The sequence below is a fragment of the Ruminococcus flavefaciens genome (assembly GCF_900119075.1).
Classification (GTDB): Bacteria; Bacillota; Clostridia; order Oscillospirales; family Ruminococcaceae; genus Ruminococcus; species Ruminococcus flavefaciens_Q.
The window spans coordinates 1-16,565 of record NZ_FPIP01000002.1; the positions used below are offsets into that span (position 1 = coordinate 1).

12 protein-coding genes and 1 pseudogene are annotated in these 16,565 nt (G+C 47.9%); all 13 read left to right on the forward strand.

All coding sequences use genetic code 11. The features are described from left to right. Positions 1-247 precede the first annotated feature (247 nt). Positions 248-2,608, forward strand: a complete 2,361-nt coding sequence (locus BT105_RS02835) for an ATP-dependent helicase (RefSeq protein WP_072299329.1) — start codon at positions 248-250, stop codon at positions 2,606-2,608. 29 nt (positions 2,609-2,637) lie between these two features. After that, a complete protein-coding gene (gene pyk, locus BT105_RS02840; RefSeq protein ID WP_072299330.1) occupies positions 2,638-4,062 on the forward strand; it encodes a pyruvate kinase in 1,425 nt (474 codons plus the stop codon). Continuing rightward, on the forward strand, positions 4,059-4,889 hold the full coding sequence (locus tag BT105_RS02845; protein ID WP_072299331.1) for a hypothetical protein: 831 nt from the start codon (positions 4,059-4,061) through the stop codon (positions 4,887-4,889). Before pyk ends, BT105_RS02845 begins: the two co-directional genes overlap by 4 nt. After that, positions 4,886-5,749 carry a hypothetical protein gene (locus BT105_RS02850; RefSeq protein WP_072299332.1) on the forward strand — a complete coding sequence of 288 codons (864 nt, stop codon included), beginning with the start codon at positions 4,886-4,888 and terminating at the stop codon, positions 5,747-5,749. The genes BT105_RS02845 and BT105_RS02850 overlap by 4 nt, the downstream gene beginning before the upstream one ends. Further along, a pseudogene (locus tag BT105_RS15245) lies at positions 5,727-6,233 on the forward strand (GNAT family N-acetyltransferase). Before BT105_RS02850 ends, BT105_RS15245 begins: the two are co-directional and overlap by 23 nt. Positions 6,234-6,238: 5 nt before the next feature. Beyond that, the gene (locus tag BT105_RS02865; protein ID WP_072299335.1) at positions 6,239-6,541 is read left to right on the forward strand and encodes a Dabb family protein; all 303 of its coding nucleotides are present in this window, start codon (positions 6,239-6,241) and stop codon (positions 6,539-6,541) included. A gap of 65 nt (positions 6,542-6,606) precedes the next feature. Next, on the forward strand, positions 6,607-7,350 hold the full coding sequence (locus BT105_RS02870) for an SDR family NAD(P)-dependent oxidoreductase (RefSeq protein WP_072299336.1): 744 nt from the start codon (positions 6,607-6,609) through the stop codon (positions 7,348-7,350). 67 nt (positions 7,351-7,417) lie between these two features. Further along, positions 7,418-8,668: a bifunctional folylpolyglutamate synthase/dihydrofolate synthase gene (locus tag BT105_RS02875; RefSeq protein WP_072299337.1), complete on the forward strand. Its 1,251-nt coding sequence runs from the start codon at positions 7,418-7,420 to the stop codon at positions 8,666-8,668. A gap of 433 nt (positions 8,669-9,101) precedes the next feature. Then, positions 9,102-9,323 (forward strand): hypothetical protein, encoded by a 222-nt coding sequence (locus BT105_RS02880; RefSeq protein WP_024861728.1) that lies wholly within the window; start codon positions 9,102-9,104, stop codon positions 9,321-9,323. Between the two features lie 12 nt (positions 9,324-9,335). After that, positions 9,336-10,100, forward strand: a complete 765-nt coding sequence (locus BT105_RS02885) for an ABC transporter ATP-binding protein (RefSeq protein WP_177243915.1) — start codon at positions 9,336-9,338, stop codon at positions 10,098-10,100. Next, the gene (locus BT105_RS02890) at positions 10,090-12,153 is read left to right on the forward strand and encodes an FtsX-like permease family protein (protein WP_072299339.1); all 2,064 of its coding nucleotides are present in this window, start codon (positions 10,090-10,092) and stop codon (positions 12,151-12,153) included. The genes BT105_RS02885 and BT105_RS02890 overlap by 11 nt, the downstream gene beginning before the upstream one ends. A gap of 274 nt (positions 12,154-12,427) precedes the next feature. Then, the gene (locus BT105_RS02895) at positions 12,428-14,149 is read left to right on the forward strand and encodes a SulP family inorganic anion transporter (RefSeq protein ID WP_072299340.1); all 1,722 of its coding nucleotides are present in this window, start codon (positions 12,428-12,430) and stop codon (positions 14,147-14,149) included. 549 nt (positions 14,150-14,698) lie between these two features. Beyond that, positions 14,699-16,303: an ABC-F family ATP-binding cassette domain-containing protein gene (locus tag BT105_RS02900; RefSeq protein WP_024861732.1), complete on the forward strand. Its 1,605-nt coding sequence runs from the start codon at positions 14,699-14,701 to the stop codon at positions 16,301-16,303. The last annotated feature ends 262 nt before the right edge of the window (positions 16,304-16,565 follow it).

Here is a 16,565-nt window from a genome sequence, read left to right on the forward strand (position 1 = left end):
CCTGCAATCGGGCAATTATAGCACAACGCTTTGCTTATGTGCTATAATAAATGCAGAGCATTTATTATAAGTATTAAAAAGCCCTTGCAGATACGCAAATCAGAGATTTGCTCCCTGCAATCGGGCAATTATAGCACAACGCTTTGCTTATGTGCTATAATATACATATTAACATATGCAAACCTTTGAACATATAGGGTATATCATAAATATACCTTTTTAAAATAGCATAAATGGAGATCTTGTTATGGATATTAAAAATTACAATTCGGCAAAGCAGGCGGCGCTTAAAAGATATTTCAGCCGTATGAACGAAATGCAGCAGGAGGCTGTATTCACTGTAAACGGTCCTGTTCTTGTGCTGGCTGGTGCAGGCAGCGGAAAGACCACCGTTATCGTAAACCGCATTGCTAACATGATAAATTTCGGTAACGCCTATTTTGACACCACCCGTGAGGGAAGTGCCGAGGATATAGCCTTTCTCAGGGACTACGCCGAGGGAAAGACCGACGACTTCGATACTCTCAGGGATATCGTTGCTGTTGAGCCTATCCGTCCGTGGAACATACTGGCTATAACCTTTACAAACAAGGCGGCAGGAGAGCTCAAGGAGAGACTTGCGGCTATGCTGGGCGATGAGGCTATGAACATTCACGCCTCTACATTCCACTCAGCCTGCGTAAGGATACTCAGAAGCGAAATTGAAGCTCTCGGCTATGGCAGGGATTTTACCATATACGATTCCGACGACAGCCAGAGAATGATAAAGAATGTAATGGGCGAGATGGACGTTTCCGAGAAGCAGCTTGCGCCTAAGGCTGTCCTCAGTGATATCAGCTTTGCAAAGGACAAGATGATAAGCCCTGCGGAGCTCCGCGCAGACGCAGGTCAGGACTACCGCAAGAAAATGGTTGCTAAACTCTACGCTCTCTATCAGGAGCGCATGAAGACTGCTAATGCTCTTGACTTCGACGATATACTGGTGCTCACAGTGGAGCTTTTCGAGCAGTTCCCCGAGGTGCTGGAGAAGTACCGCAGCCGCTTCAAGTACATTATGGTTGACGAGTATCAGGATACAAACCACGTACAGTTCAGACTGGTATCGCTCCTTTCCGAGGGACACAAGAACCTCTGCGTAGTGGGTGATGACGACCAGAGCATATATAAGTTCCGCGGCGCCAATATCGAGAATATCCTCGGCTTCGAGGAGCAGTTCGAGGGCGCAAAGGTAATAAGACTGGAGCAGAATTACCGCTCTACACAGACTATCCTCGACGCGGCAAACTCCGTTATCAGCCACAACAACAGCCGCAAGCCCAAGACTCTCTGGACATCGGGCGAAAAGGGCGACAAGGTGTACTGGTACAAGGCTGTGGACGAGACCGACGAGGCTAAATTCGTAGCCGATACCATACTTGATAAATACAAGGAGACAGGACGTTACTCCGACTGCGCCGTTCTCTACCGAATGAACGCACAGTCAAACTCTATCGAGCGTATGCTGGTAAAGTGCGGCATACCATACAGAGTTTACGGCGGTATGCGATTCTATGACCGCAAGGAGATAAAGGACGTTACCTCCTATCTCAGCTTCATAAACAACCACAATGATATGCTCAGATTCCGCAGGATAATCAACGAGCCCAAGCGCGGTATCGGCGATTCTACCCTCACCATTATCGAGGATATCAGCCGCGACCTTAAATTATCGCCCTTTGATGTGCTGAAAAACTGCGAGGAGTACGCGCCCCTTTCCAAGAAGGTAACAGCGCTGAAAAATGCATATCAGATGTTTGAATTTCTCACCGAGAAGTCAGAGGAGCTCCCATTGGACGAATTCCTCGACGTACTCCTTGACAAGACAGGCTACCTTGACAGCCTTAAAGCACTGGAAAACGCAGATACCAAGATAGAAAACGTACAGGAGCTCCGCACCTCTATGGTACAGTACATGGAGCAGGCAGACGAGCCCTCACTCAGCGGATTCCTTGAAGAAGTTGCCCTCTACACCGAGGCTGACCGCGATGACGGCAGCGGAGACAAGGTAACTCTTATGACGGTGCACTCCGCAAAGGGACTTGAATACGAGAATATCTTCGTTATCGGCATGGACGACGGTATCTTCCCAAGTGCCCGTTCATTTGACAGCGAGGACGACATGGAGGAGGAAAGACGACTTGCATATGTTGCTATAACCCGTGCAAAGAAGCACCTTTACCTCACCAATGCAAGACAGCGTATGCTCTTCGGACAGACTCAGCACAACGTAACATCGCGCTTTATGAAGGAAATAGGCAGCGAGCTCGTGGAAAAGCACGACAACGCCGCAGCCATGAAGCAGCAGCTTGAGGCTGAGGACAAGTCCGTTACCGAGGTACGCTCCGCAACTCTCCAGCAGCAGCTTGCAAGAAGCAAAAAGACCGCAGGCGGCGCTCCGAAGGAGACTGTTGCATATGCAGCAGGGGAAAAGGTTTCCCACAGCATATTCGGCGAGGGCGTTATAGTCTCCGTAAAGCCGATGGCTAATGATTCCATGCTGGAAATAGCCTTTGACAAGGTAGGCACAAAGAAGATAATGGCAAACTATGCAAAGCTTAAAAAGCTCTGATAAGCTCCTTACGGAAAGAGGAAAATACAATGAGAAAGACTAAGATAGTATGTACCATAGGTCCTGCAACTGACGACGAAAACATAATGCGTGAGCTCATGCTGGCAGGCATGAATGTAGCACGCTTCAACTTCTCTCACGGAGACTATGAGACTCACGAAAAGCGTTTCCGCGTTATCGAAAGACTCAGAAAGGAGCTTGACCTGCCTGTTGCCACTATCCTTGATACGAAAGGTCCCGAGATAAGACTGGGCAAATTCGTTGACGACAAGCCCGTTGAGATACACGACGGCGATACATACACTCTTACAACAGAGGACGTGCTCTGCGACGACAAGATAGGCAGTATCAGCTTCAAGAAGCTGCCCCGTGACGTCAGCATGGGCACAAGGATACTCATAAATGACGGCGTTATCGAGCTTTTAGCCGAAAAGGTAACAACAAACGAGATAATATGTAGAGTAGTCCACGGCGGTACGCTCTCCAACAACAAGGGAATAAACGTCCCCGGAGTAAAGCTTTCCATGCCCTATCTAAGCGAAAGAGACATGGACGACCTTGAATTCGGCTCGAAAATGGGCTTTGATTTCATTGCCGCAAGCTTTGTACGCACCGCAGCTGATATCAACTACCTGAGAAAGTTCACACAGAGCCTCGGCTGGTTCGATGTGAGGATAATCGCTAAAATAGAGAACACCGACGGCGTTGAGAACATCGACGAGATACTCGAAGCCGCAGACGGCATAATGGTCGCAAGAGGCGACATGGGCGTTGAGATACCATTCGAGCAGATACCTGCTATCCAGAAGTCCCTTATCAAGAAGGGCTACAACGCAGGAAAGCAGGTAATCACAGCTACACAGATGCTGGAGTCCATGATAACCAATCCCCGTCCTACCCGTGCGGAGATAACCGACGTTGCCAACGCTCTTTACGACGGCACCAGCGCTATCATGCTGTCAGGCGAGACCGCCGCAGGCGCTTATCCTGTTGAAGCAGTAAAGACTATGGCTCTCATTGCCGAGACTACCGAGAACAATATCAACTATAAAGCACGTTTCGCATCAAGAAGCTCCGAGCAGAACGGAAGTGTTGCCGAGGCTATAGCCCACGCAACAGTAACTACCGCCCACGACCTTAACGCAAGGGCTATCATCACCGTATCTCTCGGGGGACAGACTGCGAGACTTATTTCCAAGTACCGTCCCAGCTGTCCGATAATCGGCTGCACTATGAGCGAGGTGGTTTGCCGCCAGATGAATATGAGCTGGGGCGTTATACCATTTATAATAGACGAAAAGACCAACACCGACGACCTCTTTGCCGCAGCAGTAGAAGCTGCCGAGTCACACCGACTTGTTGAGGACGGCGACCTTGTGGCTATCACCGCAGGCGTACCTCTGGGCGTGTCGGGTACTACCAACCTTATGAAGGTCGAGAAAATAGGCAAGTGAACAGGGAACTGAACAAAAAGATAAGAAGAACGGAGTTCTTTTCGGGACTTGCGCTGACTATAGTCTTAGGTCTGGGTGTTGTCATAGGTTCGCTGCTCAGGCAGGAGCTGTGGTTCTCCATAAAAATGGCGGCGCTTCTTTGTGCGGCGATAATGTTCCTTATTGGCAGACACCGCGACAGCTCCATGAGCTATCTTATGGGAGCGGCGTTTTCAATTATCGCCGTATCACAGGCATATGGATTCTACAGCGACCTGACGCTTCTGCTGGACTTAAAGCCAGACGAAATGGAATTTTTTCTGCGGTCGGCGGTATCGGGCATGGTGCATTCAGCCTTTACCTTTGCCGCCGCAATAATGCGAGCTCTTTTATACATGGGCATGATCGGCATTATGCGCCGCAGGACTATGATGATATTCCTTTATGTGTTCATAGCCGTCTGTATACTGTCCAGTTACAATGTCGGCGATATAGTAATGGATCTGACGATACTGCTTTCCCTGTGCTTTGTGAACGAAAACCGCAGTCCCGAAACAAAGCTGGGCAAGGCAGGCAGGCTCAGTATCACGTTCTTTCCCATAGCCGCTGTTGCAGCCGCAGTTCTTTTTGGTATAGGAGTAATGATACCTGTATTCAGTTTTGATTCAGAAATGGAAAATGCGGAGAAATGGGCGGCAACAGCAGGTATAACAGGCACTGTCATCATGGCAGCGGGAGCTGCTATACTTCTGATAATGATACTTTTGTTCCCGCTTTTTCTGCTGGACAAGCAATTTCCCTACGATACGCAAAAAGCATTGACGAAAGATGAGGATACACTAAAATGACACATAATACTGCAAAACGCAGCAGGATACTTGAAATTATCATCGCATTACTGCTTGTAAGACCTACACTGCTGACCTTTTTAAGCTTTTATTCCGTTGATAATGATTATAACAGAAGACTGCTCCTTGAGACGGCTTTATATGCGCTTTTAGTCACAGTTCCGCCTGCGATACTCATAATATCGCGGAAATATGACCGTGCATGGTCAAAGCTGCTTATGGGAGTTTCCCTTGCGGCGAATATATTTACAAGCGACGGACTGCGCTATGTGACTAATTTTGGCTTGTATGTGCAGAATATCCGCTACGGTATCGGCATTTTTGCATCAAATATGGGAGCAATGACGCTGTTCTTGCTGAGCGTTGCCGCAGCAATAGTGGTTCTTCTTATGATGTTCGGCGTCATAAAGTGGAAGGACAGGAAAACGATGTTCATCTGCCTTTACATATTGGCAGGACTTGCCGTAATGTCGGCGCTTGTTTCGCGTCAGAGGTCGGTAATTTTAATGACAATGCTTCTGATGATGATATTCATGCATGAAACTCAGGAAAAGACCGATGTAAAAGCGGTCATCGGCTGGATAGGCGTCTTTTTCGGAGCGGCTGCCGATATTTTCTTTGATTATAAGCTCAATAATATTATCAATCCTATAGAAAGTGATTCGGGATTTCTTGATTATCTTCAGAGCACTGTGCAGTTCGGGACGGGGCTTGTTTTTTTCAGAACTATCGCCTATGCAGCGGCAATGGCGCTGATACCCCTTATCCTGTTTGAGCGCAAGGAGCCCCTTGAAAGAGTGGTGACTCCTCCCGACACCGATGACGAGGAAGACGAAGATGAGTCTGACGATAACGACTGAACGCCTTATCCTACGTCAGCTGACTCTCGATGACGCAGAAGCGGCTTTTGAATGGACAGGCGACGAGAGAGTGGCAAGATACATGATATACTCCACCCACGAAAGCGTGGAGACCACAAAGGAATGGCTCAGAACTGTAAAGTCTACGGATACACAGTTCGAGTTTGGCTTTGTCCGCAGAAGCGACGGTAAGCTAATCGGCTCAGGCGGTATAAGACTTCTGGAGGACGGTTTCTGAGAGTTCGGCTATAATTTCCGTTTTGACTGCTGGGGAATGGGCTATGCTACAGAAGCTTCAAAGGCTATGATAGACCACGTTCGCAGCAAGTTTGGTGATGTTCCTCTGAGAGCTGAATGTGCGGCTGAGAATACAGCCTCCGCCCATGTTATTGAGAAGTGCGGACTTGTGTTCAAGGGCTTCGGAGAATACACAAGCTACGACGGACTTAAAACCTTCAAAGCAAAAATTTACGAAAGCAGGTAATTATAATGATAAAACACATCGTTATGTTCAAATTAAAGGAAGCTGACGGCAGAAGCGAATACGAAAACGCACTTGAAGCTAAAAAGCGCTTCGACAACGTTATCGCCAATGTCAAGGAGCTGAAAAAAGGCGAGGTAGTCATCAACTCAAAGGACGCTCCCGAGAGCAACTATACTATCTCTCTTCTCTGCGATTTCGATTCTATTGCTGACCTGAACGCTTATCAGGTTCACCCGGCTCACCTTGAATTCGGCAAATTCATAGGCAGCGTAAAGACTGACAGAGCTTGTATCGACTACGAATATTGAGATGACATTCCCCGTGGCACGCAGCACGGGGATATCATATATATACCCTATGGGAGGAAGAAAACATGGTAAACGTAAAAGGCAAATGGGCGCTCATTACGGGCGCGAGCCGTGGAATCGGATATCTTTCCGCGATTTTCATGGCTAAGCAGGGCTGCAATCTCGTTCTCCACAGCAGAACAGAGGAGCACTGCGCAAAGGTCCTCAGCGAGGTAAAGGCGCTGGGCGTTGACGCTTACATTGTGACAGCAGAGCTCTCCGACATGGAACAGGTAGAAAAAATGTGCCGCACTATCGACGAAAAGGGCACAAAGCTTGACATTATTCTCAACAACGCAGGACTTCAGATAGCCTACAGAACGGACTATCTCGCAACTCCTGCTTCGGATTACGACATAAGCTTCAGGATAAACACCACCGCTCCCATGATGATATGCTATCATTTCCTTCCCCAGATGAAGGAGCGCGGCTTCGGACGTATCGTCAATACAACAAGCGGTATCGACCTTGAACCCGAGCAGGCAGGCTACTCCGCAGCAAAGGCGGCTCTCAACAAGATAACACGGGACCTCGGCAAGAACTACGAGGGCACAGACGTTACTCTCAGCCTTACGGATCCGGGCTGGTGCAGGACAGACCTTGGCGGACCAAATGCGCCTAATTCTCCCGAGAGCGCTCTACCAGGCGTACTTGTGGGAGCTTTCATCGACGACAAGAAGTGCGGACGTATCTTCTCGGCACAGGAGTTTACGGGCATGACTCTTGAGGACGCTGTTGCCAAGGCTGAAAAGCAGGCAGGGGTGTATTAATTGAGAATGTAGGGGCGCACAGTGTGCGCCCGTGCAATATTCTGATATAATAACATAAGGAGTAACCATGAACATCGAAGAATGTATGAGCTTCATAAATTCCTACACCAAATCAGGGGGCAGGATAACCGACCTCTCCCGTGCAAGGGAGCTTATGAAGCGTGTGGGCGATCCGCAGGAGCGCCTTAAATTCGTTCATATCGCAGGCACCAACGGCAAGGGTTCTACCCTTGAATATATCGGCAGAGCATTACAGCTTGCAGGCTATAAGACGGGTAAATTCACCTCGCCCTTTGTTCTGCGCTATACCGACAGGATACGAATAAACGACGACGAGATAGACGAGAAGTCCCTCTGCGATATAGCGGAGTTCGTAAAGGAGCGCGTGGACGACAAGGCTTACTCACAGTTTGAGATAACAATGGCGATAGCCATGCTGTGGTTCGAGCGTGAGGACTGCGATGTCGTTGTGCTTGAAACGGGCATAGGCGGAACTCTCGACTCCACAAACGTGATACCGCCGCCGCTGCTTTCGGTGATAACCTCGATCTCTCTCGACCATACGGCACTCCTCGGTGATACTGTTGAGGAGATAGCCTCCCACAAGGCAGGCATAATCAAGAGCGGCTCGGCGGTCATACTCTCCGATGACAATCCCGACAGCGTCAGGGAGCTTGTCCGTGAAACTGCCGAGAGAGTTGGAGCGGAGATCATACCTCTTGAACCTGTTATTCCTGCGGCAGACGGCGGACTTTTCTCGCCATTTATCTACAGGGGAGTAAAGCTTACTCCTGCAATGGCAGGCATACACCAGAAGTACAACGCCCAGACTGCCATAACAGCCTGCCTTTACCTGAGAAGCAAGGGCTTCGAGGTAAGCGACGGCGCCATAATAGAGGCTGTGGAGACCACACAGGTCAAGGCGCGTGTGCAGTACATAGACGGCGAGCCTCCTGTTATTGTGGACGGCGGTCACAACCCCTCGGGAGTGAATATGCTGTCCCTTATGCTGATGTATCTCAGCACGAGAGGGAAGAAGATATACACGGTCATGGGCATGGTTGATTCCAAGGACTATGTGGACTGCGTAAAGACTATATCGGGACTTTCGGACAAGCTTTTCGCAGTTGACGGCTTTGCGCCCAATGCAGTATCCGCCGAGACTATCGCGGATATAGCTTCATTCCGTACAGAAGCTGAGTTCGGAACTCTTGCGGATTGCGCGGAAAAGGCAAAGGCGCTTGCCCGTGAGAACAACGGAGTTGCGGTGATATGCGGTTCGCTGTATCTTGCCAGCGAGTACCTTAACAGCCGTTAGCTGTTATGAGCATATGAACGGGATTCCAAAGGGACTGTGTTCCTTTGGTCAGGTCAAGGGCTGACAGCCCTTGCGGGGAGTGGGGCAGCGCCCCACAGTTACGAAGCGCTCCGCAAGGGTGAATCCCGAAAACAATCCAGTGAATTGTTTTCGGGAGAGGGACGCCCTGTAAGAGAGGGCGTCCCTTTATCGGGCTGTCGTGGACGCAAGCCCCTACAGATGTTGTTTTAGGATATGTTGATTCGGGCGCACGATGTGCGCCCCTACTAATCACTAAGCACTAACAACTAATCACTGATAATTATTCGCTAACATTACAAAACTGTAAGGTTGCGTAATGTTAAAAATACGACATAAGCTATTGCGTGATGTATAATAAGATCATGGAAAGGGAGAACAGCTCCCAAAAGAATGACCGAAAGGAAATGATCTTATGAAAAAGCATACTTCAAAAATTATCAGGATTCTCTACCATATCAGCAGCATTTTAATGGTCGTATTCGGCACTGCGGAATTATATGAGATATTTGTTGTAAGAGCAGCCTATGATCCGCGCAGAAGCGTTGTAGAAGCTCTTTTCTGGAGCACATTTGCAGTTTTCCACCTCTGCAACTGGTATGTAAGAAAACACAAGAACACAATTGACACATTATAAGGAGATAAAATTATGTCATTACTCAGATTACAGAACGTTGAAAAATACTATGGAAGCAGATCAAGCCTTACAAAGGCAGTTGACGATATCTCCTTCAATGTGGAGAAGGGCGAGTTCACCGCAATAATGGGAGCTTCGGGCAGCGGCAAGACCACGCTCCTCAACTGCATATCCACTATCGACCGAGTTACCGCAGGACACATCATGCTTGAGGATACGGACATCACAAAGCTCAAGGGCAAGGAACTGAACAAGTTCCGCAGAGATAAGCTTGGCTTCATCTTTCAGGACTTCAACCTTATGGACACCCTGACAGCCTATGAGAATATCGCTCTTGCACTTTCCATTCAGAAGCGTCCTGCAAAGGAGATAGACAAGGCAGTAAAGACCGTTGCCGAGCAGCTCGGCATAACAGAGGTGCTTAACAAATACCCCTATGAGATGTCAGGCGGACAGAAGCAGAGAGTAGCCTCCGCAAGAGCTATCGTTACTTCTCCTAAGCTTGTCCTTGCCGACGAGCCTACAGGCGCACTGGACTCAAAGTCCTCGAAAATGCTTCTGGAGCGCTTCAACTATCTCAACCATGAGTGCGGAGCTACTATTATAATGGTAACTCACGACTCATTTACCGCAAGCTATGCTTCGAGAGTTCTTTTCATCAAGGACGGCAAGGTTTTTAACGAGATAAACCGCGGCGGCGACAGCCGCAAGCAGTTCTTTGACAAGATAATCAACGTAGTTACCCTGCTGGGAGGTGACGTCAGCGATGCTCTTTAAGATATCCCTCAGCAATATCCGCAAAAGCCTGAAGGACTACGCTATATATTTCTTTACCCTTGTCCTCGGAGTTGCGGTATTCTACGTATTCAACGCAATCGAAACACAGACCTCATTCCTGAAGGTTAATGAAGACCAGCGTGAGATGATAAAGGTTCTTACCACTTCTATCTCGGCGGTCAGCGTATTCATAGCGGTAGTCCTCGGACTTCTCATCGTATACGCCAGCAGATTTCTCATGAAGCGCAGGAACAAGGAATTTGCCCTGTACATGATGCTTGGCATGAGCAAATGGCGCATATCCGCACTTCTCCTCTGTGAGACAGTTATCATCGGTATCGGTTCGCTTTTTGTGGGACTTCTCATCGGCGTGGGACTTTCACAGGTCATGAGCGCCGTAGTCGCAAATCTCTTTGAAGCCGACATGAACGCCTATAAATTTACTGTTTCGGGCTCGGCTATCACAAAAACTATCATCTATTTCGGCATTATGTACGCTGTAGTAATGCTGAGAAGCGGCTTTGTTATCAGCAAGTGCCGTCTTATCACACTTATGAACTCGGGCAGACGCTCCGAGAAGATAACCATGAAGAACCTGTGGGTATGCGTGATAGTATTCCTTATCTCCGCAGCAGCTCTTGGCTGGGCATATTACTCGGTAGGCTGGAACGCAGAACACCTCAGTTTAAGAAAGTTCGGCCTGGCTATTATTGTAGGTTGTGTTGCTACATTCTTCATATTCTGGTCAGTAGCAGGAATGCTCCTGAGAGTTATGATGTCCGCAAAGGGTATTTACCACCACGGACTCAACAGCTTTACATTCCGTCAGCTCAGCAGCAAGGTAAACACCACAGTTGCTTCTATGACAGTTATCTGTCTCATGCTTTTCGTTACTATCTGCACCCTTTCCACTGCATTTACTATCAGAAATTCTATGAATCAGGGCGTTGAGGAGAATTATCCCGTGGATTTCTATGTTCAATTTGCAGAGAGCGCAGACGATCCTGAGAAGCCGTGGCTTTATAAGGGCGGCAATATCGACGATGTATACGCACAGCAGAACGAAAGCATTTATGACGAGTTCAGCGAATATCTCCATTTCCATGACTATATCGACGATGATTTCACCTTCTATGACTTCATGGGAGACAAGAGAGATGAGTTCTTGGAGAATAATAATGAAATTTACTCACGTTTCAACTTCACCGAAACTATCATAAAGCTCAGCGATTACAACGCTCTTATGAAGCTTTACGGCAGGGAGCAGATAGAGCTTGCCGACGATGAATACGCAGTATGCGCAAATGCTCTTGGCTTTACAGATATTTATACAGAGTTCCTTAAAGATAAGCCTGAGGCAGTAATATACGGCAAATCTCTCAAGCCTAAGTTCACAAAATGTATCGAGACGTCTATCTACCCCGGAATGCAGGCAAATAATGCAGGTGTTTTTATAGTTCCCGACAATGCAGTATCAGAGAATGGTCAGTGCTTTGATAATTTTGTGGGCAACTACAATGCTACAGATAAAAAGGGCGTTGAAGAAGCCGAGAAAACTGCCCGTGCAAAATGGGAAAACGCGGCACACTGGTATATGAGCGATGCAAAGGGCGGAACTAACTACATTATGTCCACAAGGATAGAGACTGTCAACAGCGCTATAGGAATAGGTGCTATCGTTACATTCCTCGGACTTTACATCGGATTCATCTTCCTCGTTTCCTGCGGAGCTATCCTCGCACTGAAGGAGCTCTCAGAGAGCGCAGACAGCCTGCCGAGATACACCATGCTCCGCAAGCTTGGCGTAGACGAGAAGGATATATCCAAGTCCATATTCAGACAGTCGGGAATATTCTTCCTGCTGCCGCTGCTGCTGGCTTGTCTCCACGCATACGTGGGCATGAGATTCGGCAAATTCGGACTTGAACTCCTTATAACGGGAGATTATATAAAGCCTGTATTATTCACCGCAGCATTGGTCGTGCTGATATACGGCGGATACTTCCTGCTGACCTTCCTCGGCAGCAAGGCGGTAACAAGAGAACAGAAGTAAGCTTATATAGACGAAAAAGCCATAAGGTTAAGCCTTATGGCTTTTTTTGAGTTGTTAGTGAATAGTGCATAGTGATTAGCAGTGGCGGCGTTCCGTCTTCTTCCTACAAACGGCTAAAATGCTATAGATTTTTTCCACGATTGACGGGAATATATATAAACCGACAAAATTTTTCCCCCTGTTTGAAATCTCTTGAAAATGGCTATTTTTAGTAGTATAATATTAAACGTTGCGTGTTTTTTATCAGAAAATAACGGAAAAAGAGGTTAGAAATATGGCTGAAAAAGCATTGAAACCCACAGAAGAAAAGCTCAAACCAAAGCTTTTCTCGGTAATGAAGACCTACACCAAGGAGCAGTTCGTAAAGGACGTTATCTCGGGAATAATCGTCGCTATCATAGCGCTGCCCCTGTCTATCGCGCTTGCTCTCGCTTCGGGAGTAGGACCTGAGCAGGGACTTTACACCGCTATCATCGCAGGCTTTATCGTTTCGTTCTTAGGCGGAAGCCGTGTTCAGATAGCAGGTCCTACGGCGGCATTTGCCACAACTGTTGCAGGAATCGTAGCTGTTGAGGGCATGGACGGACTTGCCATATCGGCAATAATGGCAGGTGTTATCCTCATAATCATGGGATTCTGCCGCTTCGGAGCTCTCATCAAGTACATACCCGGCACTATCACCACAGGCTTTACCTTTGGTATCGCCGTGACTATCCTCCTTGGACAGGTCAAGGACTTCCTCGGACTTACCTATGATAAGGCTCTCATGCAGGAAAAGCTTGGCTTTGAGTCGCCTATCGAGACAGTTGAAAAGGTAAAGGCGATAGGTCTGTTTATGGATACTATCAACTGGCAGGCGCTTCTTATCGGCGTTATCTCGCTGGCAATACTTATCCTCTGGCCGAAAAAGCTGGAGAAGATACCTGCTTCACTCATTGCGGTAATTGTCTGTTCCGCTATCGTAAAGCTCAGCGATATCAATGTAAATACCATTGGCGACCTCTACAAGATATCAAATTCACTTCCGAAGCTCACTGTGCCCGAGGTAACATTCGGCAGAGTAAGAGCTCTTATCCCCAATGCTTTCACTATCGCAGTCCTTGCAGCTGTTGAGTCGCTTCTGTCCTGTGTTGTTGCAGACGGTATGATAGGCTCAAAGCACCGCTCAAACATGGAGCTTGTGGCACAGGGCGCAGCTAACATCGGTTCTGCATTCTTCGGCGGTATCCCTGCTACAGGCGCTATCGCACGTACAGCCGCAAACGTAAAGAACGGCGGACGTACACCTATCGCAGGCATGGTACACTCGGTAGTCCTTGTGGTAATACTGGTAGTTCTCATGCCCTATGCTTCACTGATACCAATGCCCACTATCGCAGCTATACTCTTTATCGTAGCTTATAATATGTGCGGCTGGAGAAACATCAGAAACACAGTAAAGACCGCTCCGAAGAGCGATATAGCAGTACTTTTCGTAACACTGATACTTACGGTAGTATTCGACCTTGTTGTTGCTATCGGCGTCGGAATGGTAATGGCTGCACTTCTCTTCATGAAGCGTATGGCAGACGTTACCGAGGCTCATGCATGGGTAGATGTGGACGACGAGGACACCGATCCCGATAATATTCTCCTGAAGAAGATACCGAAGAATACCCGTGTATTCGAGATAAACGGACCTATGTTCTTTGCGGCTACAGATAAGTACAAGTACGTGCTCAGCGATAAGGAGATAGACGTTCTCTGTATCAGAATGAGAAACGTTCCCGCTATCGACGCTACAGGCGTTGAAGCTCTCATGCGTATCGTAAAGCGCTGTGAGCGCCACAACGTAAAGGTGGTATTCTCACACGTAAACGAGCAGCCTATGAAGGTAATGAGAAAGGCAGGCTTTGTTGAGAGGGTAGGCGAGCAGAACTTCTGCGACCATATTGATACAGCTCTGGCGAGGGCAGAGGCTATAGAGAAAGAGATAGAATCAAAGAAAGTGAAATAAATCAGAAGCACCGTGAGGAGAAGTCTCTTGCGGTGCTTTTTTGACGAATAAGCGTTTAAGTAAAGTCAGACAAAAAAACGTGCGGATTTTAACGGATATGTATAAAGAACGTCGTTTTGTCCACTTAATCTGCGAAAAATGAGTTGTCAATGTATACTATCCATGGTAATATAATACACAGAGAATGGTCCTTGAAGTTCCAATTCTCATGCAGATAGCAGAAATGCCTATCTGTAAGCCTGCGAGGGCTTTTGAAAATCATCCTCATTGAACCGATACCGAAGTTTCAGTGTTCTTCGGTGTCGGGATTTTTTTGTCTTTACAAGACCTTGGAAATATGGTATAATAATTTTTGTTGTGCATTAAGACAAGCTTATAAACACATAGTTGAGAATTGAGAGTTTAGAGTTGAGAGTTATGGTGCCGCCTGCGGCGGTATTATTTAAATAATGTGAGCGAAGCGAACACATTAACTCTGAACTCTCCACTCTCAACTCTAAACTGAATCAATTATTATAAAGTTATAATTGATTTGAGAAAGGATCAGATATGATAACAGTAAGCAATGTGAGCGTGCAGTTTGGCGGCTCAACACTTTTCAAAAATGTAAACCTTAAATTCACAAACGGCAACTGCTACGGCGTTATCGGCGCTAACGGAGCAGGCAAGTCTACATTCCTCCGTGTGCTCTGCGGCGAGCTGGAGCCTGCTTCTGGCGAGGTCACTATGCCAAAGGAGGAGCGTCTCAGCGTTCTCAAGCAGGACCACTTCGCATACGACGAGTACACAGTTCTCGACACCGTAATTATGGGTAATGCCCGTCTTTACGAGATAATGCAGGAAAAGGACGCCCTCTACGCCAAGGAGGACTTCTCCGAGGAGGACGGCGTCAAGGCTTCAGAGCTGGAGGGCGAGTTTGCTGAGCTTAACGGCTGGGAGGCAGAGTCCGATGCTTCAAAGCTCATACAGGGACTTGGTCTTTCCGAGGATATCCTCTATTCGCAGATGGCAGGACTTTCGGGTAACGAAAAGGTAAAGGTGCTCCTTGCACAGGCGCTTTTCGGCAATCCTGATATCATTCTCCTTGACGAGCCTACCAACCACCTTGATATCGACGCTGTACGCTGGCTGGAGGAGTTCCTCTCAGAGTACTTCGGTACAGTTATCGTCGTATCCCATGACCGTCACTTCCTCAATAACGTCTGCACTCACATCGTTGATATCGACTACAACAAGATAAAGATGTACGTGGGCAACTATGAGTTCTGGTACGAGTCCAGCCAGCTCATTCAGCGCATGATAAAGCAGCAGAACAAGAAGAACGAGGAGAAGATAAAGGAATTAAAGGACTTCATCGCACGTTTCTCCGCTAATAAATCAAAGTCCAATCAGGCGACCTCACGCCGCAAGCTCATCGAGAAGCTCACCGTTGAGGAGCTCCCTGCATCAAGCAGAAGATACCCGTTTATCGGCTTCGATATGGACAGAGAGCTTGGCAAGGATATTTTGCAGGTGGAGGGACTTACCAAGACCGTTGACGGCGTGAAGCTGCTCAATAATGTAAGCTTCACCCTCGGCAGAACTGATAAGGTAGCTTTCGTGGGTGAGAGCGAGCAGGCTATCACCATGCTGTTCAAGATACTTATGGAGGAGGAGCAGCCTGACAGCGGCAGCTTCAAGTGGGGCGTTTCCGTCACCACATCTTATATGCCTGTGGATAACTCGGAATACTTCAACGGCTGCGAGCTTTCCATACTCGACTGGATTCGTCAGTACTCCGTAAAGGACGAAACAGAGACATATCTCCGCGGCTTCTTAGGACGTATGCTTTTCTCGGGCGACGACGTGTACAAGCCTGTAAACGTGCTTTCGGGAGGCGAAAAGGTGAGATGTATGTTCTCGCGCATGATGCTTTTCGGCTCTAACGTGCTGGTGCTTGACCGTCCTACCAACCACCTTGACCTTGAGAGCATTACCGCTGTAAACAACAGCCTTATTAACTTCAAGGGCGTAGTGCTTCTTGCTTCTCACGACCACGAGATAATGCAGACCACTGCTAACCGCATAATCGAGATAACTCCTGACGGCTGCCTTGACAGACAGGGAACATACGAGGAGTTCATCGACTTCAAGAAGGAGAACGGACTTTTATAAGCCGTTGGTTTAATTGAGGGTGTAGGGTAGAGTTCCGCTCACCCGTGTGCATTGTTTGTCTTTTGTGGGCTGTCGGGGACGCCAGCCCCTACAGGCGGAAATTTGATGTTGCTTTGTAACCCACGGAACGGCGAGGGCGCCGTTCCCTACAGATAAAAAATTCCGAAAGCATAACCGTGGCACTTACATAGAAACTTATAGTTAATTATGGGGAAAACCTTTCTGAGGAAAGGTTCTTCCCCATACCCCTTTCCAAAGACTT